At 73.7% G+C, this 15,020-nt stretch carries 15 protein-coding genes and 3 pseudogenes; 7 read left to right on the top strand and 11 right to left on the bottom strand.

Features of this window, described 5'->3' with window-relative positions; translation table 11 throughout:
* The 3 genes and pseudogenes from DVH02_RS35920 to sigE all read right to left on the bottom strand — a co-directional run.
* A pseudogene (locus DVH02_RS35920) lies at positions 1-220 on the bottom strand (protease); the annotation flags it as partial.
* Positions 221-314: 94 nt separating this feature from the next.
* Positions 315-1,208 carry an anti-sigma factor family protein gene (locus DVH02_RS05115; protein WP_114622468.1) on the bottom strand — a complete coding sequence of 298 codons (894 nt, stop codon included), beginning with the start codon at positions 1,206-1,208 and terminating at the stop codon, positions 315-317.
* Positions 1,205-1,963: an RNA polymerase sigma factor SigE gene (gene sigE, locus DVH02_RS05110; protein WP_199566172.1), complete on the bottom strand. Its 759-nt coding sequence runs from the start codon at positions 1,961-1,963 to the stop codon at positions 1,205-1,207. The genes DVH02_RS05115 and sigE overlap by 4 nt, the downstream gene beginning before the upstream one ends.
* Before the next feature lie 165 nt (positions 1,964-2,128).
* Here sigE and DVH02_RS05105 point away from each other — a divergent pair.
* A pseudogene (locus DVH02_RS05105) lies at positions 2,129-2,795 on the top strand (O-methyltransferase).
* A gap of 126 nt (positions 2,796-2,921) precedes the next feature.
* Here DVH02_RS05105 and DVH02_RS05100 read toward each other — a convergent pair.
* Entirely contained in the window at positions 2,922-3,089 is a 168-nt protein-coding gene (locus DVH02_RS05100; protein ID WP_009997451.1) for a DUF3117 domain-containing protein, read from the bottom strand.
* Between the two features lie 314 nt (positions 3,090-3,403).
* Here DVH02_RS05100 and chcB point away from each other — a divergent pair, with 314 nt between their 5' ends.
* The gene (gene chcB, locus DVH02_RS05095) at positions 3,404-4,207 is read left to right on the top strand and encodes a 2-cyclohexenylcarbonyl CoA isomerase (RefSeq protein ID WP_114622465.1); all 804 of its coding nucleotides are present in this window, start codon (positions 3,404-3,406) and stop codon (positions 4,205-4,207) included.
* Positions 4,208-4,247: 40 nt separating this feature from the next.
* Here chcB and DVH02_RS05090 read toward each other — a convergent pair whose 3' ends face one another.
* On the bottom strand, positions 4,248-4,856 hold the full coding sequence (locus DVH02_RS05090) for a DNA-3-methyladenine glycosylase I (RefSeq protein WP_114622464.1): 609 nt from the start codon (positions 4,854-4,856) through the stop codon (positions 4,248-4,250).
* Positions 4,853-5,206, bottom strand: coding sequence for a hypothetical protein (locus DVH02_RS05085; RefSeq protein ID WP_114622463.1), 354 nt, complete (start codon positions 5,204-5,206; stop codon positions 4,853-4,855). The genes DVH02_RS05090 and DVH02_RS05085 overlap by 4 nt, the downstream gene beginning before the upstream one ends.
* A gap of 117 nt (positions 5,207-5,323) precedes the next feature.
* On the opposite strand from DVH02_RS05085, the gene folP reads away from it, so the two are divergent.
* On the top strand, positions 5,324-6,193 hold the full coding sequence (gene folP, locus DVH02_RS05080) for a dihydropteroate synthase (protein WP_114622462.1): 870 nt from the start codon (positions 5,324-5,326) through the stop codon (positions 6,191-6,193).
* A gap of 101 nt (positions 6,194-6,294) precedes the next feature.
* Here the strand turns inward: folP and DVH02_RS05075 are convergent, their stop codons facing one another.
* A complete protein-coding gene (locus tag DVH02_RS05075; RefSeq protein ID WP_114622461.1) occupies positions 6,295-7,044 on the bottom strand; it encodes an LOG family protein in 750 nt (249 codons plus the stop codon).
* 325 nt (positions 7,045-7,369) lie between these two features.
* Entirely contained in the window at positions 7,370-8,473 is a 1,104-nt protein-coding gene (dapE, locus tag DVH02_RS05070; protein ID WP_114622460.1) for a succinyl-diaminopimelate desuccinylase, read from the bottom strand.
* A 201-nt stretch (positions 8,474-8,674) separates the two neighbouring features.
* On the opposite strand from dapE, the gene DVH02_RS05065 reads away from it, so the two are divergent.
* Both DVH02_RS05065 and DVH02_RS05060 read left to right on the top strand, forming a co-directional pair.
* Complete coding sequence (locus DVH02_RS05065; RefSeq protein ID WP_199566171.1) at positions 8,675-9,649, top strand: hypothetical protein; 975 nt, start codon at positions 8,675-8,677, stop codon at positions 9,647-9,649.
* Between the two features lie 365 nt (positions 9,650-10,014).
* Complete coding sequence (locus DVH02_RS05060) at positions 10,015-10,455, top strand: ATP-binding protein (protein ID WP_114622459.1); 441 nt, start codon at positions 10,015-10,017, stop codon at positions 10,453-10,455.
* 174 nt (positions 10,456-10,629) lie between these two features.
* On the opposite strand, the gene dapC is transcribed toward DVH02_RS05060, so the two are convergent.
* A complete protein-coding gene (gene dapC, locus DVH02_RS05055) occupies positions 10,630-11,736 on the bottom strand; it encodes a succinyldiaminopimelate transaminase (protein WP_114622458.1) in 1,107 nt (368 codons plus the stop codon).
* A 162-nt stretch (positions 11,737-11,898) separates the two neighbouring features.
* On the bottom strand, positions 11,899-12,219 hold the full coding sequence (gene fdxA / locus DVH02_RS05050; RefSeq protein ID WP_114622457.1) for a ferredoxin: 321 nt from the start codon (positions 12,217-12,219) through the stop codon (positions 11,899-11,901).
* Positions 12,220-12,359: 140 nt separating this feature from the next.
* On the opposite strand from fdxA, the gene DVH02_RS05045 reads away from it, so the two are divergent.
* Positions 12,360-13,388, top strand: coding sequence for a GNAT family N-acetyltransferase (locus tag DVH02_RS05045; RefSeq protein WP_114622456.1), 1,029 nt, complete (start codon positions 12,360-12,362; stop codon positions 13,386-13,388).
* A 17-nt stretch (positions 13,389-13,405) separates the two neighbouring features.
* Positions 13,406-14,254, top strand: coding sequence for a transglutaminase-like domain-containing protein (locus DVH02_RS05040; protein WP_114622455.1), 849 nt, complete (start codon positions 13,406-13,408; stop codon positions 14,252-14,254).
* A gap of 36 nt (positions 14,255-14,290) precedes the next feature.
* Here DVH02_RS05040 and DVH02_RS05035 read toward each other — a convergent pair.
* A pseudogene (locus DVH02_RS05035) lies at positions 14,291-14,915 on the bottom strand (response regulator transcription factor).
* Positions 14,916-15,020 lie beyond the last annotated feature (105 nt).

Below are 15,020 nucleotides of genomic sequence, written 5' to 3'. Positions count from 1 at the left end.
GCTCCGCGGCCGGGGCGTCCTCGCGGAGCGGCTCCGTGGCCGGGGAAGCGTCGCGGACCGGTCCGGCGGGCCCTGACGGGCCGTCATCCGTACCGGCCGGGCGGGCCGGCGCGCTGTCGTCGCCGGCCGGCTCCGCCTCGGGCCCGTCCGGTGTCCGCCGCGCCGCAGCGGGACGGCTCCACCAGTTCGCCTTCGGTCCGCTGGGCTTCCCGTCGTCCATGTTCTCCCCGCAACTGCCGTTCCGCGCGCCCCGACGGGGCCGGCCCTGGTCTGGAATTCAACCAGGTCCGGGGAGCTTTCCGCAGGGCGTGGGCTCAGCGCCTGGCCGAAAGCGGCGCGGTGGGGAGCGTCGGGGCGGCCAGCCGGGTGGGGTGGGGCGTGTTCGTGGGGCGCGCGCCGGTGCTCTCGTCGATCTGGAGGGCCGAGCCGGTGGGCTGGATCCACAGGGCCGCCGAGGGACCGGTCGACGAGGGACCGGTCAGGGCGCCGGGCACGGGCGACTCCTCGGCGAGGGTCTCCGCGCGGAGAGTGCCGGGCGGATCCGTCGGCGTCGGCCGGTCGACCGACTGCGGGAGCATGCCGCCGCCCTGGCGGCGGGCGCTCTCGCCGACCGGGACCGGAGCGCTGCTGCCCGGGGCGCGCATGGGCGTCACCGCGTTGCCCGCGCCACGCGGCAGGATGTCGGCGGTCGTGCCCAGCGGCATCGTCCCGCCGAGGGCCATCGCCGCGAACGACACGGCGCTGGCGGCCGCGAAGGCGAAGCGTCGGCCACGCCACGGCGAGCGGTCGGCCTCCTGCCGCCCGACCTCGTGGATCCGGAAGCCGGAGCCGCCGGGCAGCGCGACGGCGTGGGCGCCCGCCGGGACATGGCCGAAGGCGTCGGACCTGACGGGGAAGACGCCCGCGCCGAAGCGCCCCCCGTCGAACAGACCTTTCCCGTTGTCGTCGTCTCCGCCGCCCGGCCCCTGGACGTCGCCCGGCAGCCCCTGCAGACGGGCGAGGAACCCGGCCGAGGGCAGCGGCGGAGCCGTCTGCGCGAACACGCTCTTCAGCCGACGCTGCGCGTCGGCCTCCGTCTTGCACTTGGCACAGGTGGCGAGATGGGCCAGCACGCGTTCGCGCGCGTCGTGGTCCAGCTCTCCGTCCACCAGGGCGGCTAGTCGGTCCCCCAGATGCTCCTCGGCGGGGGTCTGGCTGGTGCCACTCACGCCGATCCGCCCTCCCCGGCCACGCTCGCGAACGCGCGCTGCTCGGCCCTGGCCTCGGGGGAACGGTGCTGGAGCGCCTTGCGCAGATGCGAACGGCCGCGGTGGATCCGGCTGCGCACCGTACCGAGCTTCACACCGAGGGTCGCGGCGATCTCCTCGTACGACAGGCCCTCGATGTCGCACAGGACCACCGCGGCCCGGAACTCGGGCGCGAGGGTGTCCAGCGCCTGCTGGACGTCCGCGTCGAAGTGCGTGTCGTGGAAGACCTGCTGGGGCGAGGGCTCGCGACTGGGCAGCCGCTCCGCCGCGTCGTCGCCGAGCGCGTCGAACCGGATGCGCTGCTTGCGGCGGACCATGTCGAGGAAGAGGTTGGTGGTGATGCGGTGCAGCCAGCCCTCGAACGTGCCGGGGGTGTAGGTCGACAGCGAGCGGAAGACCCGGACGAAGACCTCCTGGGTCAGGTCCTCGGCGTCGTGCTGATTGCCCGTGAGGCGGTAGGCGAGGCGGTAGACCCGTCCGCTGTGCGTGCTGACGATCTCCTCCCAGCTGGGAGGCGTCCACGCCTGCGATTCCGCATCCGATGCGAAGGTCGCGGTAACTGCGGAGTCGATGGAGCGAGAACGGTCAGCGGACTTGGTCACGGATTTCGGCTTGCCGGCCGACCTGAGAAGACGCTGGAGCACTCCTCCCCGATCCACAGGCGCAGCCGCACCTCCCCTATCGGCTCTGGTGGTGTCCAGTGGAGCCCCTACCATAGCCACTCCGCCCGTTAGCTCCGGATAAGAATCTTTACGCGAATTTGGGCCCGGTCCCCGGGCCGGGTCACGGCCGCGATCCCCGTCTTCCGCGCCTCGCCTTCTGCCTCTTCTTAACGCCCGGTCCCATCTGCGGGTTCCCGGGCGCAGCGGATACAGTCACCGTTGCGCCGCCAACGGGGACAAGGAGAGGGTCATTACCGCCAACCGGCAGACGAGCTGGGCGTTCGCCGACGCCTTTGTCGCCGAGGACGAAGCACTGCGCTGGGCCCGTGACCGGGCCCGGGACTCAGGGCTGCGCTCGGTGTCACCGGGCACGGGTGCCGCGCTGCGGCTGCTCGCTGCCACGCTCGACGCGAAGTCGGTGGCGGAGATCGGGACGGGCACCGGCGTCTCCGGTACGTATCTCCTGCAGGGAATGCGCTCCGACGGCGTGCTGACCACGGTCGACACCGAGCCGGACCGCCAGCAGGTCGCGCGGCACGCGTTCCGCGCCGCCGGATTCGCCGGAAACCGCGCCCGGTTCATCCCGGGCGGCGCGCTGGACGTACTGCCGCGCCTCGCCGACGGCGGGTACGACCTGGTCTTCTGCGACGGCGACCGGCTCGAATCGCTCGAATACCTCGCTGAATCGTTGCGGCTTCTGCGCCCCGGCGGACTGGTCTGCTTCGAGGGCGTCTTCGCCAACGGGCGGACGGTCGACTCGTCGGCCCAGCCCGCGGAGGTCCTGCGGGTACGGGAGCTGCTGCGGGCCGTACGGGAGAGCCAGGAGCTGCAGTCGACGCTGCTGCCGGTCGGCGACGGGCTGCTCTGCGCCGTACGGCGCGGCTGAGCGGGAGCGTACGGACCGTACGCGCGCAAAGACCTCTGCCCCGGTACGGAGTTCTTCCGTACCGGGGCAGAGGTCTGTCCGCGCGAGGGTGATCGGATCACCCCGAAGACCCGTAAAACGTTCCGCTCAGCCGACGACCTTCTTCAGCGCGTCGCCGAGCGCCTCCGCCTCGTCCGGAGTCAGCTCGACGACAAGCCGACCGCCGCCTTCGAGCGGAACGCGCATGACGATGCCCCGCCCCTCCTTGGTCACCTCGAGCGGGCCGTCGCCCGTTCGCGGCTTCATGGCCGCCATGCTCGTTCCCCTTCCTGAAACCAGCTCATCGCAGCCGGCGGCCCCATGACAGGCGCTGTGTCACCGGCATCGAACACATTGCTTCCAGCCCATTATCCCGCATGGCTGGACCCGATGACCAACATCGGACGGCATCGCTTGCGCAACGCGCTCTCGCAAAACCCCGCAATTCGGAGATCCTCCTGCGATACTTCGCCGCCGCGCGGCGGGCCGGCACCCCGGTTTCTTAGACGCAGGTCACATGCCCGGGGCCGGAGATCTCCGACATGCTGGGGCCGGACAGGACCTGCCCGAGCCGTGAAGGGACCCCGATCATGAGCGACACCGTGCTGTACGACGTCGACGCCGGGCTGGCGACGATCACGATCAACCGCCCCGAGGCCATGAACGCCATGGACAGGGCGACCAAGGTGGCGCTGCGGGACGCGCTGTCGGCAGCCGCGGCCGACACCGCCGTACGGGGTGTGCTGCTGACCGGCTCCGGCGATCGCGCGTTCTGCGTGGGCCAGGACCTCAAGGAGCACACGGCGCTGCTCGAAGCGGCCAGGCGGGACGGCACGGGTGACGCCATGAGCACCGTGCGCGAGCACTACAACCCGATCCTGCGGGCGATCACCGAGATGGCGAAGCCGGTGGTGGCGGGGGTCAACGGGGTCGCGGCGGGCGCGGGTCTCGGTTTCGCGCTGGCGGCCGACCACCGGGTGGTGGCGGACACCGCGTCGTTCAACACCTCGTTCGCGGGGGTGGCGCTGACGGCCGACTCCGGGGTGTCCTGGACGCTCCCCCGCCTGGTCGGGCACGGCCGCGCCACCGATCTGCTGCTGTTCCCGCGGTCGGTCCCGGCGGCGGAGGCGCACGCGTGGGGGCTGGTGGACAGGGTGGTCCCGGCGGCGGAGCTGGCGGCCGAGGCGAGGGCCGTCGCCCGCGCGCTGGCCTCGGGCCCCACGCTCGCGCTGGCGGCGCTGAAGGAGTCGCTGGCGTACGGCGCGGGGCACTCGCTGGCCGAGACCCTGGTGAAGGAGGACGAACTCCAGTCGCGGGCCGGTATGTCGGAGGACCACGCCATCGCGGTGGCCGCCTTCCTGGCCAAGGAGAAGCCCCGGTACGTGGGGCGCTGAGCCCCCGGGGGCCCGGGGCCGGGGCCCGGCCGCGCGCGGCTCAGCGCGGCGCACCCGCGCGCGGCTCTCGGTCCCGCCGGGCCACGCAGTCCGCCAGATGGTCGTCGACCAGCCCGCACGCCTGCATCAGGGCGTACGCGGTGGTCGGGCCCACAAAGCGGATGCCGCTCTTCTTGAGGGCCTTGGCCAGCGCCGTGGACGCGTCGGTGACCGCCGGGACGTCGGCGGTCGTCACGGGCGCGGGCCGGGCACCGGTGGGGGCGTACGACCAGATCAGGCGGTCGAGTTCACCGGCGGGCCACTGGGCCAGGGTCCTGGCGTTGGCGAGGGTCGCGTCGACCTTGGCGCGGTTGCGGATGATCCCGGGGTCGGCGAGGAGCCGCTCCCGGTCCGCGTCGGTGAACTCCGCGACGGACGCGATCTCGAAGGAGGAGAAGGCGGCACGGAACCCTTCGCGGCGGCGCAGGATCGTGATCCAGGACAGCCCGGACTGGAACGCCTCCAGGCAGAGCCTCTCGAAGAGGGCGTCGTCGCCGTGGACCGGGCGCCCCCACTCCTCGTCGTGGTAGGCGAGATAGTCCTCGCTCGACACGCCCCAGGGGCAGCGCGACCGCCCGTCGGGACCGGCCACCGCCGTACCGTCGCTCATCGTCCGCTCTCCTCCCCCGGCTTCTTGAAGAGGTCGGGCGAGGAGACGGCCGTGGCCTGCGCCCCGGCCAGCGCCGCCTCCAGCTCCGCGATCCGGGCGTCGCGCTCGGCCAGTTCGGCGCCGAGCCGGCCGAGCACCTCGTCCACGTCGGCCATCCGGTAGCCGCGCGCGCCGACCGGCAGCCGCAGCGCCTCGACGTCCGCGCGGCCGACCGGACGGCTCACGGGCAGCGGGTCGACCAGCTGCTCCGGAGGCACGTCCGGCAGGACGGTGCTGTCGCCGCCGCCGACGACCGCGAGCGTGACGGCGGCCACGACGATGACCATCGCGATGAGCAAGAACAAGAACACGTGCTTCTCCCGGGGCAGGAAACGTCCGATGCCGATCGTGCCATGAGCCGCCGACAGTGGGCGCGGCCGAAGCCCGTTAAGGTCGCAGACGAACCGAACGTTGGAAGGATCCAAGGGATGCGCGGCACGCTGCGGCTGGGACGTCGGGAATTCGGCGCGCACGAGCCGGTGATCATGGCGATCGTCAACCGGACGCCGGACTCCTTCTACGACCGGGGCGCGACCTTCCGCGACGAGCCGGCCCTGGAGCGCGTCGAGAGCGCGGTGTCCGAGGGCGCGGCGATCATCGACATCGGCGGGGTCAAGGCGGGGCCGGGCGAGGAGGTCACGGCCGAGGAGGAGGCCCGCCGTACGGTCGGCTTCGTCGCCGAGGTGCGGCGGCGCCACCCGGACGTGGTGATCAGCGTCGACACCTGGCGCCACGACGTGGGCGAGGCGGTCTGCGAGGCGGGCGCCGACCTGCTCAACGACGCGTGGGGCGGGGTCGATCCGCTCCTCGCCGAGGTGGCCGCGCGGTACGGGGCGGGGCTGGTGTGCACCCACGCGGGCGGCGCCGAGCCGCGGACCCGGCCGCACCGGGTCGCGTACGACGATGTGATGGCCGACATCCTGCGGGTGACGCTCGGTCTCGCGGAGCGGGCGCTCGCGCTGGGCGTGCGGCGGGACGGGATCATGATCGACCCCGGTCACGACTTCGGGAAGAACACCCGGCACTCGCTGGAGGCGACGCGCAGGCTGGGCGAGATGGCGGAGACCGGGTGGCCGGTGCTGGTGTCCCTGTCGAACAAGGACTTCGTCGGCGAGACGCTCGACCGGCCCGTCAAGGAGCGGCTGACGGGGACGCTCGCGACGACGGCGGTGTCGGCGTGGCTGGGCGCCCGGATCTACCGGGTGCACGAGGTCGCGGAGACCCGGCAGGTGCTGGACATGGTGGCGTCGATCGCGGGCCACCGGCCGCCGGCGGTCGCCCGGCGCGGCCTGGCCTGAGCGGCGAGATCCGAGCGGCGCGACCCGGCCCGAGCGGCACGGGCAGAGCGGCACGGGCCCGCCGGACGGCTGTCCGCCCGACCCGGCCCGCGCCGCGCGTGTCAGTTGCCGGTCTCCTTCGTGACCAGGGCGACGGCCTCCTCCACGTCGTCCGTGACATGGAAGAGCAGCAGGTCCTTCTCGGACGCCTTGCCCTGGGCCACGACGGTGTTCCGCAGCCAGTCGACGAGCCCGCCCCAGTACTCCGTACCGAACAGGACGATCGGGAAGCGGGTGACCTTGCGGGTCTGCACCAGGGTGAGCGCCTCGAACAGCTCGTCCAGCGTGCCGAGGCCGCCGGGGAGGACCACGAAGCCCTGCGCGTACTTCACGAACATCGTCTTGCGGACGAAGAAGTAGCGGAAGTTCACCCCGATGTCGACGTGCGGGTTGAGCCCCTGTTCGAAGGGCAGCTCGATGCCCAGGCCGACGGAGATGCCCCGGGCCTCCCGCGCGCCCTTGTTGGCCGCCTCCATCGCGCCGGGGCCGCCGCCGGTGATCACCGCGAACCCGGCGTCGACCAGCGCGCCGCCGAGCCGTACGCCCGCCTCGTACTCCGCGGATCCGGCCGGGGTGCGCGCCGAGCCGAAGACGGCGATGGCGCCCGGCAGTTCGGCGAGGGCGCCGAAGCCCTCCACGAACTCGGACTGGATGCGCATCACCCGCCAGGGGTCGGTGTGCACCCACTCGGAGTCGCCCTCGGTGTCCAGCAGCCGCTGATCGGTCGTTCCGGGCTGCACCTGTTCCCGTCGGCGGATCACCGGACCGAGCCGCTGTTCCTCCGGCCTGCGCGTTCCGTCGGGCAAGCCCATGAGCCGCTCCTTCCGCTGCTGTGCGTCGTTCTGGGCAAGGGTAGAACGAAGCACGTGACAAACGGCGAAATTCCGGCGGTCGATCAGGTCCCCGGCCGGTGAGCGCTCCGACGGGGCCCCCGCGGCTAGGGCCTCTCGTTTGGATCATGCTGGGCTCGCGAGCCCTGGCACCGCGCCTCGCCGCGTTGTCGTCACTCATCCCCAAGGTCTCGGCTTCGCTCGACCAGGGGAGACCCCATCCGCTCCGCGTGGGCTCCCTCCTCCGCCTCGCGATCCACGGCACCAGACCCCGCTCCCTCATCCAGCCTGATCCAAACGAAAGACCCTACCGGGTGAGCCAGTCGCGCAGCCGGTTCTCGCAGTGGGTGATCCGCTCCACGGCCACCCGCTCGTCGCGCTTGTGGGCGAGCAGCGGGTCGCCGGGGCCGTAATTGACCGCGGGGACGCCGAGCGCGCCGAAGCGTGAGACGTCGGTCCAGCCGAACTTGGGCCGCGCGCTCCCGCCGACGGCTGCCATGAACGCGGCGGCGGCCGGGTGCCCGAGGCCGGGCAGGGCGGCGCCGGAGTGGTCGTCGACGGTGAACTCCGTCACTCCGCACTCCGCGAAGACCTCGTGGACGTGGGCGAGCGCCTGCGCCTCGCTCAGGTCGGGGGCGTAGCGGTAGTTGACGGTGACGACGCACGCGTCGGGGATGACGTTGTTGGCGACGCCCCCCTCGATCCGTACGGCGTTGAGGCCCTCGTGGAACTCCAGCCCGTCGATGACCGGGCGGCGCGGCTCGTACGCGGCGAGCCGGGCCAGGATCGGCGTGGCGGCGTGGATGGCGTTGGACCCCATCCAGCTGCGCGCGGAGTGCGCCCGCTCCCCCTCCGTGTGCAGCAGGACCCGCAGCGTGCCCTGGCAGCCGCCCTCGACCTCGCCGTCGGAGGGTTCGAGCAGGACGGCGAAGTCGCCCTCCAGCCAGTCGGGATGGGCCTCGGCGACGTGGCCGAGGCCATTGAGGTCGGCGGCGACCTCCTCGTTGTCGTAGAAGACGAAGGTGAGGTCGCGGTTGGGCTCGGGAACCGTCGCGGCGATCCGCAGCTGGACGGCGACGCCCGCCTTCATGTCGCTGGTGCCGCAGCCCCACAGGACGCCGTCGTCGTCCAGCCGCGAGGGAACGTTGTCGGCGATCGGGACGGTGTCGATGTGCCCGGCGAGGACGACCCGCTCGCCACGCCCGAGCCGGGTACGCGCCACGACGTTGTTGCCGTGCCGGTCGACGGTGAGGTGCGGCAGGGTGCGCAGGGCCTGCTCGACGGCGTCGGCGAGCGGCTTCTCCTCTCCGCTGACCGACGCGAAGTCCACGAGCGCCGCGGTGAGGGCGGGGCCGTCGAGAGTGAGGTCGAGGGTGAGGTCGAGCGCGTGCTGCGAGCTGGTGCGGTCCATGGCCCCGAGCCTAGGCCGTGTCTGACAAATAGCGCCGTCCGCCCGTAGGGCGGGGCTCGCGGCGTCTGGTGCGTGCGATCGGGCAAGGCGGGACTTAGGCTCTGCTCGTCTCGTACGGCGGCCGTGCGCGGCGCCCTGTCGCCCGCTCGCGGGCTCGCCGGGGATGCCGTGGGCGGCGTCGGACTCCAGTACGGTGGGCGCGTGCCCGAGACCGCCTCTCCCTCCCGTCGCGGACGCCCCTTGCGCCTCATCGCCGCGTTCACCGTGCTCGTGGCCCTGGCCGGGTACGTGTACGCGCAGTACACCAGCAGCCGTGACAGCTCCCCGCGCTGTGTGGTGCGGGCCGCGGGCGGTCAGGACGAGGACGCCCCCTCGTACACGATGACCCCGGATCAGGCGATGAACGCGGCGACGATCTCGGCCGTCGGAACCAGCAGAGGGCTGCCGGAGCGGGCCGTGACGATCGCGCTGGCGACCGCGCTCCAGGAGTCGGCGCTGCGCAATCTCGACTACGGGGACCGTGATTCGCTCGGTCTCTTCCAGCAGCGTCCCTCGAAGGGCTGGGGCACCGAGGCGCAGATCCAGGATCCCGTCTACTCGGCGGGCGAGTTCTACGACCATCTCGTCAAGGTCCCGGGGTACTCGCGGCTGCCGCTCACCGAGGCCGCGCAGCGCGTGCAGCGCAGCGGCTTCCCCCAGGCGTACGCGAAGCACGAGCCGGACGCCGCGCTGCTGGCCTCCGCGCTCACCGGCAGGTCGGCCGCCGCGCTGACCTGCTCGGCGCCGAGCAGCGGGGTGAGCGGCGATCCGGCGAAGGTACGGGCGGGGCTGGTGCGTGCCTTCGGCGCGGACGTGCTGCCTGCCGGGCGGTCCGCCGGGAGGTCCGCGCCGGGCGCGGGGGACACCGGGGACGCCGGGCGCGAGCTGTCCGTACCGGTGACGGCGACAGCCGGGTCCGCCGGTCGGCGCGGCAAGTCGGTGGACACGTCGGCGCGTTCGCGGCACGGCTGGGAGCTGGCGCACTGGGCGGTGGCGCAGTCGACGGCGCTGGGGATCGACGAGGTCTCCTTCGCGGGCCGGGTGTGGAGCGCGAAGGACGCGGCCAAGGGCTGGCGCACGGTGGACGGTTCGGCGGCGACCGGCACGGACGACGTCAGGATCCACACCGCGCGCTAGTGCCCCTCCCGGCAAGCTTTGCCCCGTCGGGCAAACATTGCCAATCGCGGCACTAGTACGGCCTGTCACCCGTGCGGGTGGGGCGGGCGCCGCCGGGGAGGCGTGGCCGACCGGGGACGGGCGGCGGTCGCCGGGGACGGCGAACCCGCTGCGTACGCGGGGAAGTGACGGTTCGGCGCGGTCGGCCGTACGGGATCGTTTGCCCTTTTTTATCCACAGCCGATCATGCGATGCGTTACGGATTCTTTACCCGCGCCCACCGCATCCTCGGGCGCCCTTCGAGGGGTTGTGACGGTGTGTCCGGTCCACGGGCGCACCACACACGACAAGCGACAAGCGCTGTTCTCTCCCCACGAAGGAGCATCATGTCCGCGAATCTCCCCCTCACCCGTCGGATCGCCCGTGCCGCACTGCTCATCGCCGCGGGCGCGGCCCCGGTGATCGGTGCGGCCGGCTCCGCGAGCGCGGCGGAGCTGCCGCAGGCCGATCTGGGTTCGGTGAGCGCGCTCGACGGCGCCGCCGTGGGCAGCACCGTCGACAGCGGCGCGCAGCAGGCGACCAAGACCGTCGGCGCCGCGGGCGGCAAGGCCGTCCAGCAGGGCGTGCCGGCCGCGGGCAAGGCCGTCGGCGATGTCGCCAAGACCGCCACCCCCGCCGTCCAGAAGGCGGCAGGTGACACGGCGGGCGGCGCCGGCACGCTGCTGGGCGAGACCGCCTCGACGGCCACCCAGGGCGCCGGCGCGGCCAAGGCACCGGCCGGCGGCACCCTCGGCGGGCTGCCGGTCCAGGGCCTGCCGATCGGCTGACGGCCGCTACCCGACGGCGACCGCCGACGGCCGACGCGCGGGCGGACGGGCACACCACCGCGCGGACGGCGCCGGGTCCCCACACCCGGTACGCGGCCGGGTCCCCCCACCCGGGTACGCGGAGGGGCCCGGGGAGCGCGCGCTCCCCGGGCCCCTCCGCAGGTGTGCGGCCGGTCAGCCGAGCCGCTTGACCGCCGCCCCGACCCGCTCGTCCGTGGCCGTCAGCGCCACCCGTACGTGCCGCTCCCCGGCCGGGCCGTAGAAATCGCCGGGTGCGACGAGGATCCCCAGCCCGGCGAGGTGCGCCACGGTGTCCCAGCACGGCTCGTCGCGGGTCGACCACAGGTAGAGGCTCGCCTCGCTGTGGTCGATCCGGAAGCCGTGCGCCTCCAGCGCTCCGCGCAGGGCGGTGCGCCGGGCCGCGTAGCGCTGCCGCTGCTCCCGTACGTGCGTGTCGTCGCCGAGCGCCGCGACGGTCGCCGCCTGTACCGGCGCGGGGGTCATCATCCCGCCGTGCTTGCGGATCCGCAGCAGCTCGCCCAGGACGTCCGCGTCGCCCGCGGCGAAGGCCGCGCGGTATCCGGCCAGGTTGGAGCGCTTGGAGAGCGAGTGGACGGCCACCACGCCCTCGTACGTGCCGCCGCAGACGTCCGGGTGGAGCACGGAGCTGGGCTCGGCCTCCCAGCCCAGCTCCAGGTAGCACTCGTCGCTGACGACCAGCACGTCGTGCGCGCGCGCCCAGGCCACGACGCGGGCCAGCTCCTCGCGCGGCAGCACGGCGCCCGTCGGGTTCGACGGCGAGTTGAGCCAGAGCAGCCTCAGCCCGGCCGGGTCCAGCTCGGTGGGGTCGGTGTACGGGACGGGCTCGGCGCCGCAGAGCCGCGCCCCCACCTCGTACGTCGGGTACGCGAGCCGGGGGAACGCGACCTTGTCGCCCGCGCCCAGCCCCAGCTGCGTCGGCAGCCAGGCCACCAGTTCCTTGGAGCCGACCACCGGCAGCACGTTCGTGTGCGCCACCCCGCGCGCGCCGAGCCGCCGCTCCACCCAGCCGGTCAGCGCGTCCCGCAGCTCCGCCGTGCCCCACACCGTCGGATACCCGGGCGAGTCGGCGGCCCCGGTCAGGGCCCGCTGGATCAGCGCGGGGACCGGGTCGACGGGCGTGCCGATGGACAGGTCCACGATCCCGTCCGGGTGGGCCGCCGCCGTCGCTCTGTACGGCTCCAGCTTGTCCCAGGGAAAGACGGGAAGGCGCGAGGAGACTCGCGGGGAGACTGCGGACACGTGCTCACTCTTTCTCGTACTCGTACGGCCTCGCCCGGCCCGGCCTGTACCGGGCAGGTCACCGGCCCGGCCGGGCGCGGAGGCGTCGGGGCCGGACACCGTGGGCCGGGAAACACCTCGGTCCCGCACAGCGGCGAGCCGTACGGGACCGGGGGCGCACTGTCAGCCGTTCTGGGGTGGCAACGCGGCGACGAAGGGGTGGTCGCGCTCGATCAGACCGAGCTTGGAAGCACCACCGGGCGAGCCCAGCTCGTCGAAGAACTCGACGTTCGCCTTGTAGTAGTCCTTCCACTCCTCCGGGGTGTCGTCCTCGTAGAAGATCGCCTCGACCGGGCAGACCGGCTCACAGGCTCCGCAGTCGACGCATTCGTCCGGGTGGATGTACAAGGACCGCGAGCCCTCGTAGATGCAGTCGACCGGGCACTCCTCGATGCACGCCTTGTCCTTGACGTCGACACAAGGCTGCGCGATGACGTAGGTCACGCTGTCGTTCCTCCTCGATAGGGCGCGGCGGGCCGATCTGCGGCTCCGTCCACGGGCGCGCGGGAGCGCGGCGTCGTCGATGCCCGCATCTAGTATCTCCGTTCTTGGGCGCGATCCGAACAGGAGGGGCGGACAGAGCTGTGGAATTCACTGCGGGCGGACGGCTTGAGGTCCGCGTAACCCCCGCTGACGTGGGCAAACGGGTATCAGTCAGACAGCTGACCGGCGCTGGTCCCGGCGCGGAGAAGTTCACCGACACGGTGGGCGTTCTCACATCCTGGGACGGCGATGTGTTGCTCATCACACGACGTACGGGTGAGTCCGTCGCCGTTCCGGCGGCCTCACTGGTCGCGGGCAAGGTGGTCCCGGCCGCGCCGGCCAGGCGCCGGGGACCGGCCGCGACCTTCGCCGAGCTGGCGCGGGCCGCCGCGCGGGCCTGGCAGCCGGTGGAGAGCGAGCCGCTGGGCGCGTGGACGCTGCGAGCGGCGGCGGGCCCGGCGCCCGGCGGCGGACCCGGGCGGGTGGGCTTCACCCGCCGGGCCAACTCCGTGCTCCCGCTCGGCGACCCCGGGATGGAGCTGGACGCGGCGCTGACCCGGGTCCGCCGCTGGTACGGGGAGCGGGGGCTGCCCGCGTACGCGCAGGTCGCGACCGGCGCGCCGGACACCCAGGAGCCGCTGCGCGCGGAGCTGGAGCGGCGCGGCTGGCGCCCTGAGGTGTCGGCCGAGGTGCTGACCGGGGCGCTCGCGGCGCTCGGGGACCGTGACGCGGACGTGGCGCGGGTGCGGCTGGAGCGGACCGTCGGGGAGAGCTGGCTGCGCCGCTATCAGCGGACCGGGACACCGGGGCCGCACGTGCGTCAGGTGCTGGCCGCCGGTCCCTCCGTCTGGTTCGCCACCGTGCCGGGCGAGGGCGGCCTCCCGGCGGCGATCGGCCGGTGTGTGACCGACGGCCGCTGGGCGGGGTTCATGGCGGTCGAGGTCGGCCCCGAGCACCGCCGCGGGGGCCTGGCCACCACGGTGATGACCGCGCTCGCCCGCCGGGCCCTGGAGGAGGGCGCGTCCGCCGCCTGGCTCCAGGTCGAGACGGACAACGAGGCGGCGCGCGCCCTGTACGCGGGCCTGGGCTTCACGGCCCACCACCGCTACCACCACTTCCGATCGCCCTGAACGGGTACGAGGCCGGTATGCACCCCGAATCCGCCGACCAGCGCCGCCGTTTCGCCGAAGAGGCCCGCGCGGAGCGGCCCGACCTGGCGACGCTCTGCCTGCTGGTGGGCGCGCAGGGCGAGCCGTCCCTCGGCGAGGCCGGGCTGGACGCGGCCGAGGAGGAGCTGGACCGGCTGGCCGGGCTGCTGCCGCACGGGCTGTCCGGGCCGCGCGCCTGGGCGGCGGCGCTGGCCGAACTGCTCGGCTCCCGCTGCGGTTTCCACGGCGGACCGGCCGACTACGCGCGGCTGGAGTCCTCGCTGCTGCCCGCCGTGCTGCGCCGCCGCCGGGGGCTGCCCATCCTGCTCTGCGTGGTGTGGATCGAGGTCGCCCGCCGGGCCGGTGGGCGGGTGTACGGGGTGGCGCTGCCCGGCCACTTCGTCGTGGGCTTCGGCGACCCGGGCGGCCCCGGCGAGCGGGTGCTCGCCGACCCGTTCGCGGCGGGGCGGCTCCTGACGGGCGCCGAGGCGGACGCGCTGATGGCGGGGGCGGCCGGGCCGGGCGGCGCGGCGCCGCGGAGCCCGGCGTTCACCCCGGCCGGTCCGCTCGACATCGTCCAGCGCGTACTGAACAACGTCCGCGCCTGGGCGGCGGCCAGGCCCGAACAAGGCGATGTGGCGCTGTGGGCGGTCGAACTCGCCCTCCTGCTGCCCGCCCACCCGGCGCGGCTGCGCTACGACCGCGCGCAACTGCTCGTGCGGCGCGGGGATTTCCTGCGCGGCGCGGCGGAGCTGGACGAGTACGCGCGGGTGGTGGCCCCGGTCGAGCCGTCCACGGCGGAGGCGATCCGGCGCCGCGCACGGGCGGCACGGGCCCGGCTGAACTGACGGCGGGGGCCGTGCCGGAGGGCGGGCGGGCCGCCGCTACAGCCGGCCCTTCTCGCGCGCGATCCGTACCGCCTCCGCCCTGTTGCGGGCCGTCAGCTTCTGGATCGCCGTCGAGAGGTAGTTGCGCACGGTGCCCTGCGAGAGGTGCGGTACGAGGGCCGGCTCCGCGTTGGTGGAGCCGTCGGCCGCCGCCCGCAGGACCTCGCGCTCCCGCTCGGTGAGCGGATCGGCGCCCTCGGCGAGCGCGGCGGCGGCCAGCGTCGGGCCGATGACGCGTTCACCGGCGAGGACCCGCCGTACCGCGTCGGCGAGTTGCGCGGCCGGGGCGTCCTTCACCAGGAAGGCGGCGGCCCCCGCCTCCATGGCGCGGCGCAGATAGCCGGGGCGCCCGAAGGTGGTGCGGACGACGACCTTGAGCCACGGAAGCGCCTCGCGCAGCGCGGCGGCGGCCTCGATGCCCGTCATGCCCGGCATCTCGATGTCGAGCAGCGCGACATCCACCCGCGCGGCGAGCGCCGCGGCCACCACCTCGTCGCCGCGCGACCTGGGCGACCACCTCGATGTCGGGTTCGAGCCCGAGGAGCGCCGCGAGCGCCTCCCGGACCATGGACTGGTCCTCGGCGAGGAGAACCCGGACCGTCGCTCCGTTCGTGCCGCTCATGCACAAAATCCTAGACGAGTAAGTCCGAAGTCCCGTCTGCGGGGAGGCGCCATGCACGCACATCCGCGGCGTTGTCGTCGGTCAACGACGCTCCGCGTCGCTTCC

Origin of the sequence: Streptomyces corynorhini (genome assembly GCF_003346515.1) — a bacterium.
GTDB classification, from domain to species: domain Bacteria; phylum Actinomycetota; class Actinomycetes; order Streptomycetales; family Streptomycetaceae; genus Streptomyces; species Streptomyces corynorhini.
The sequence above is the reverse complement of the archived record's forward strand: the minus strand, read 5'-3'. Positions and strand labels throughout refer to the sequence as shown.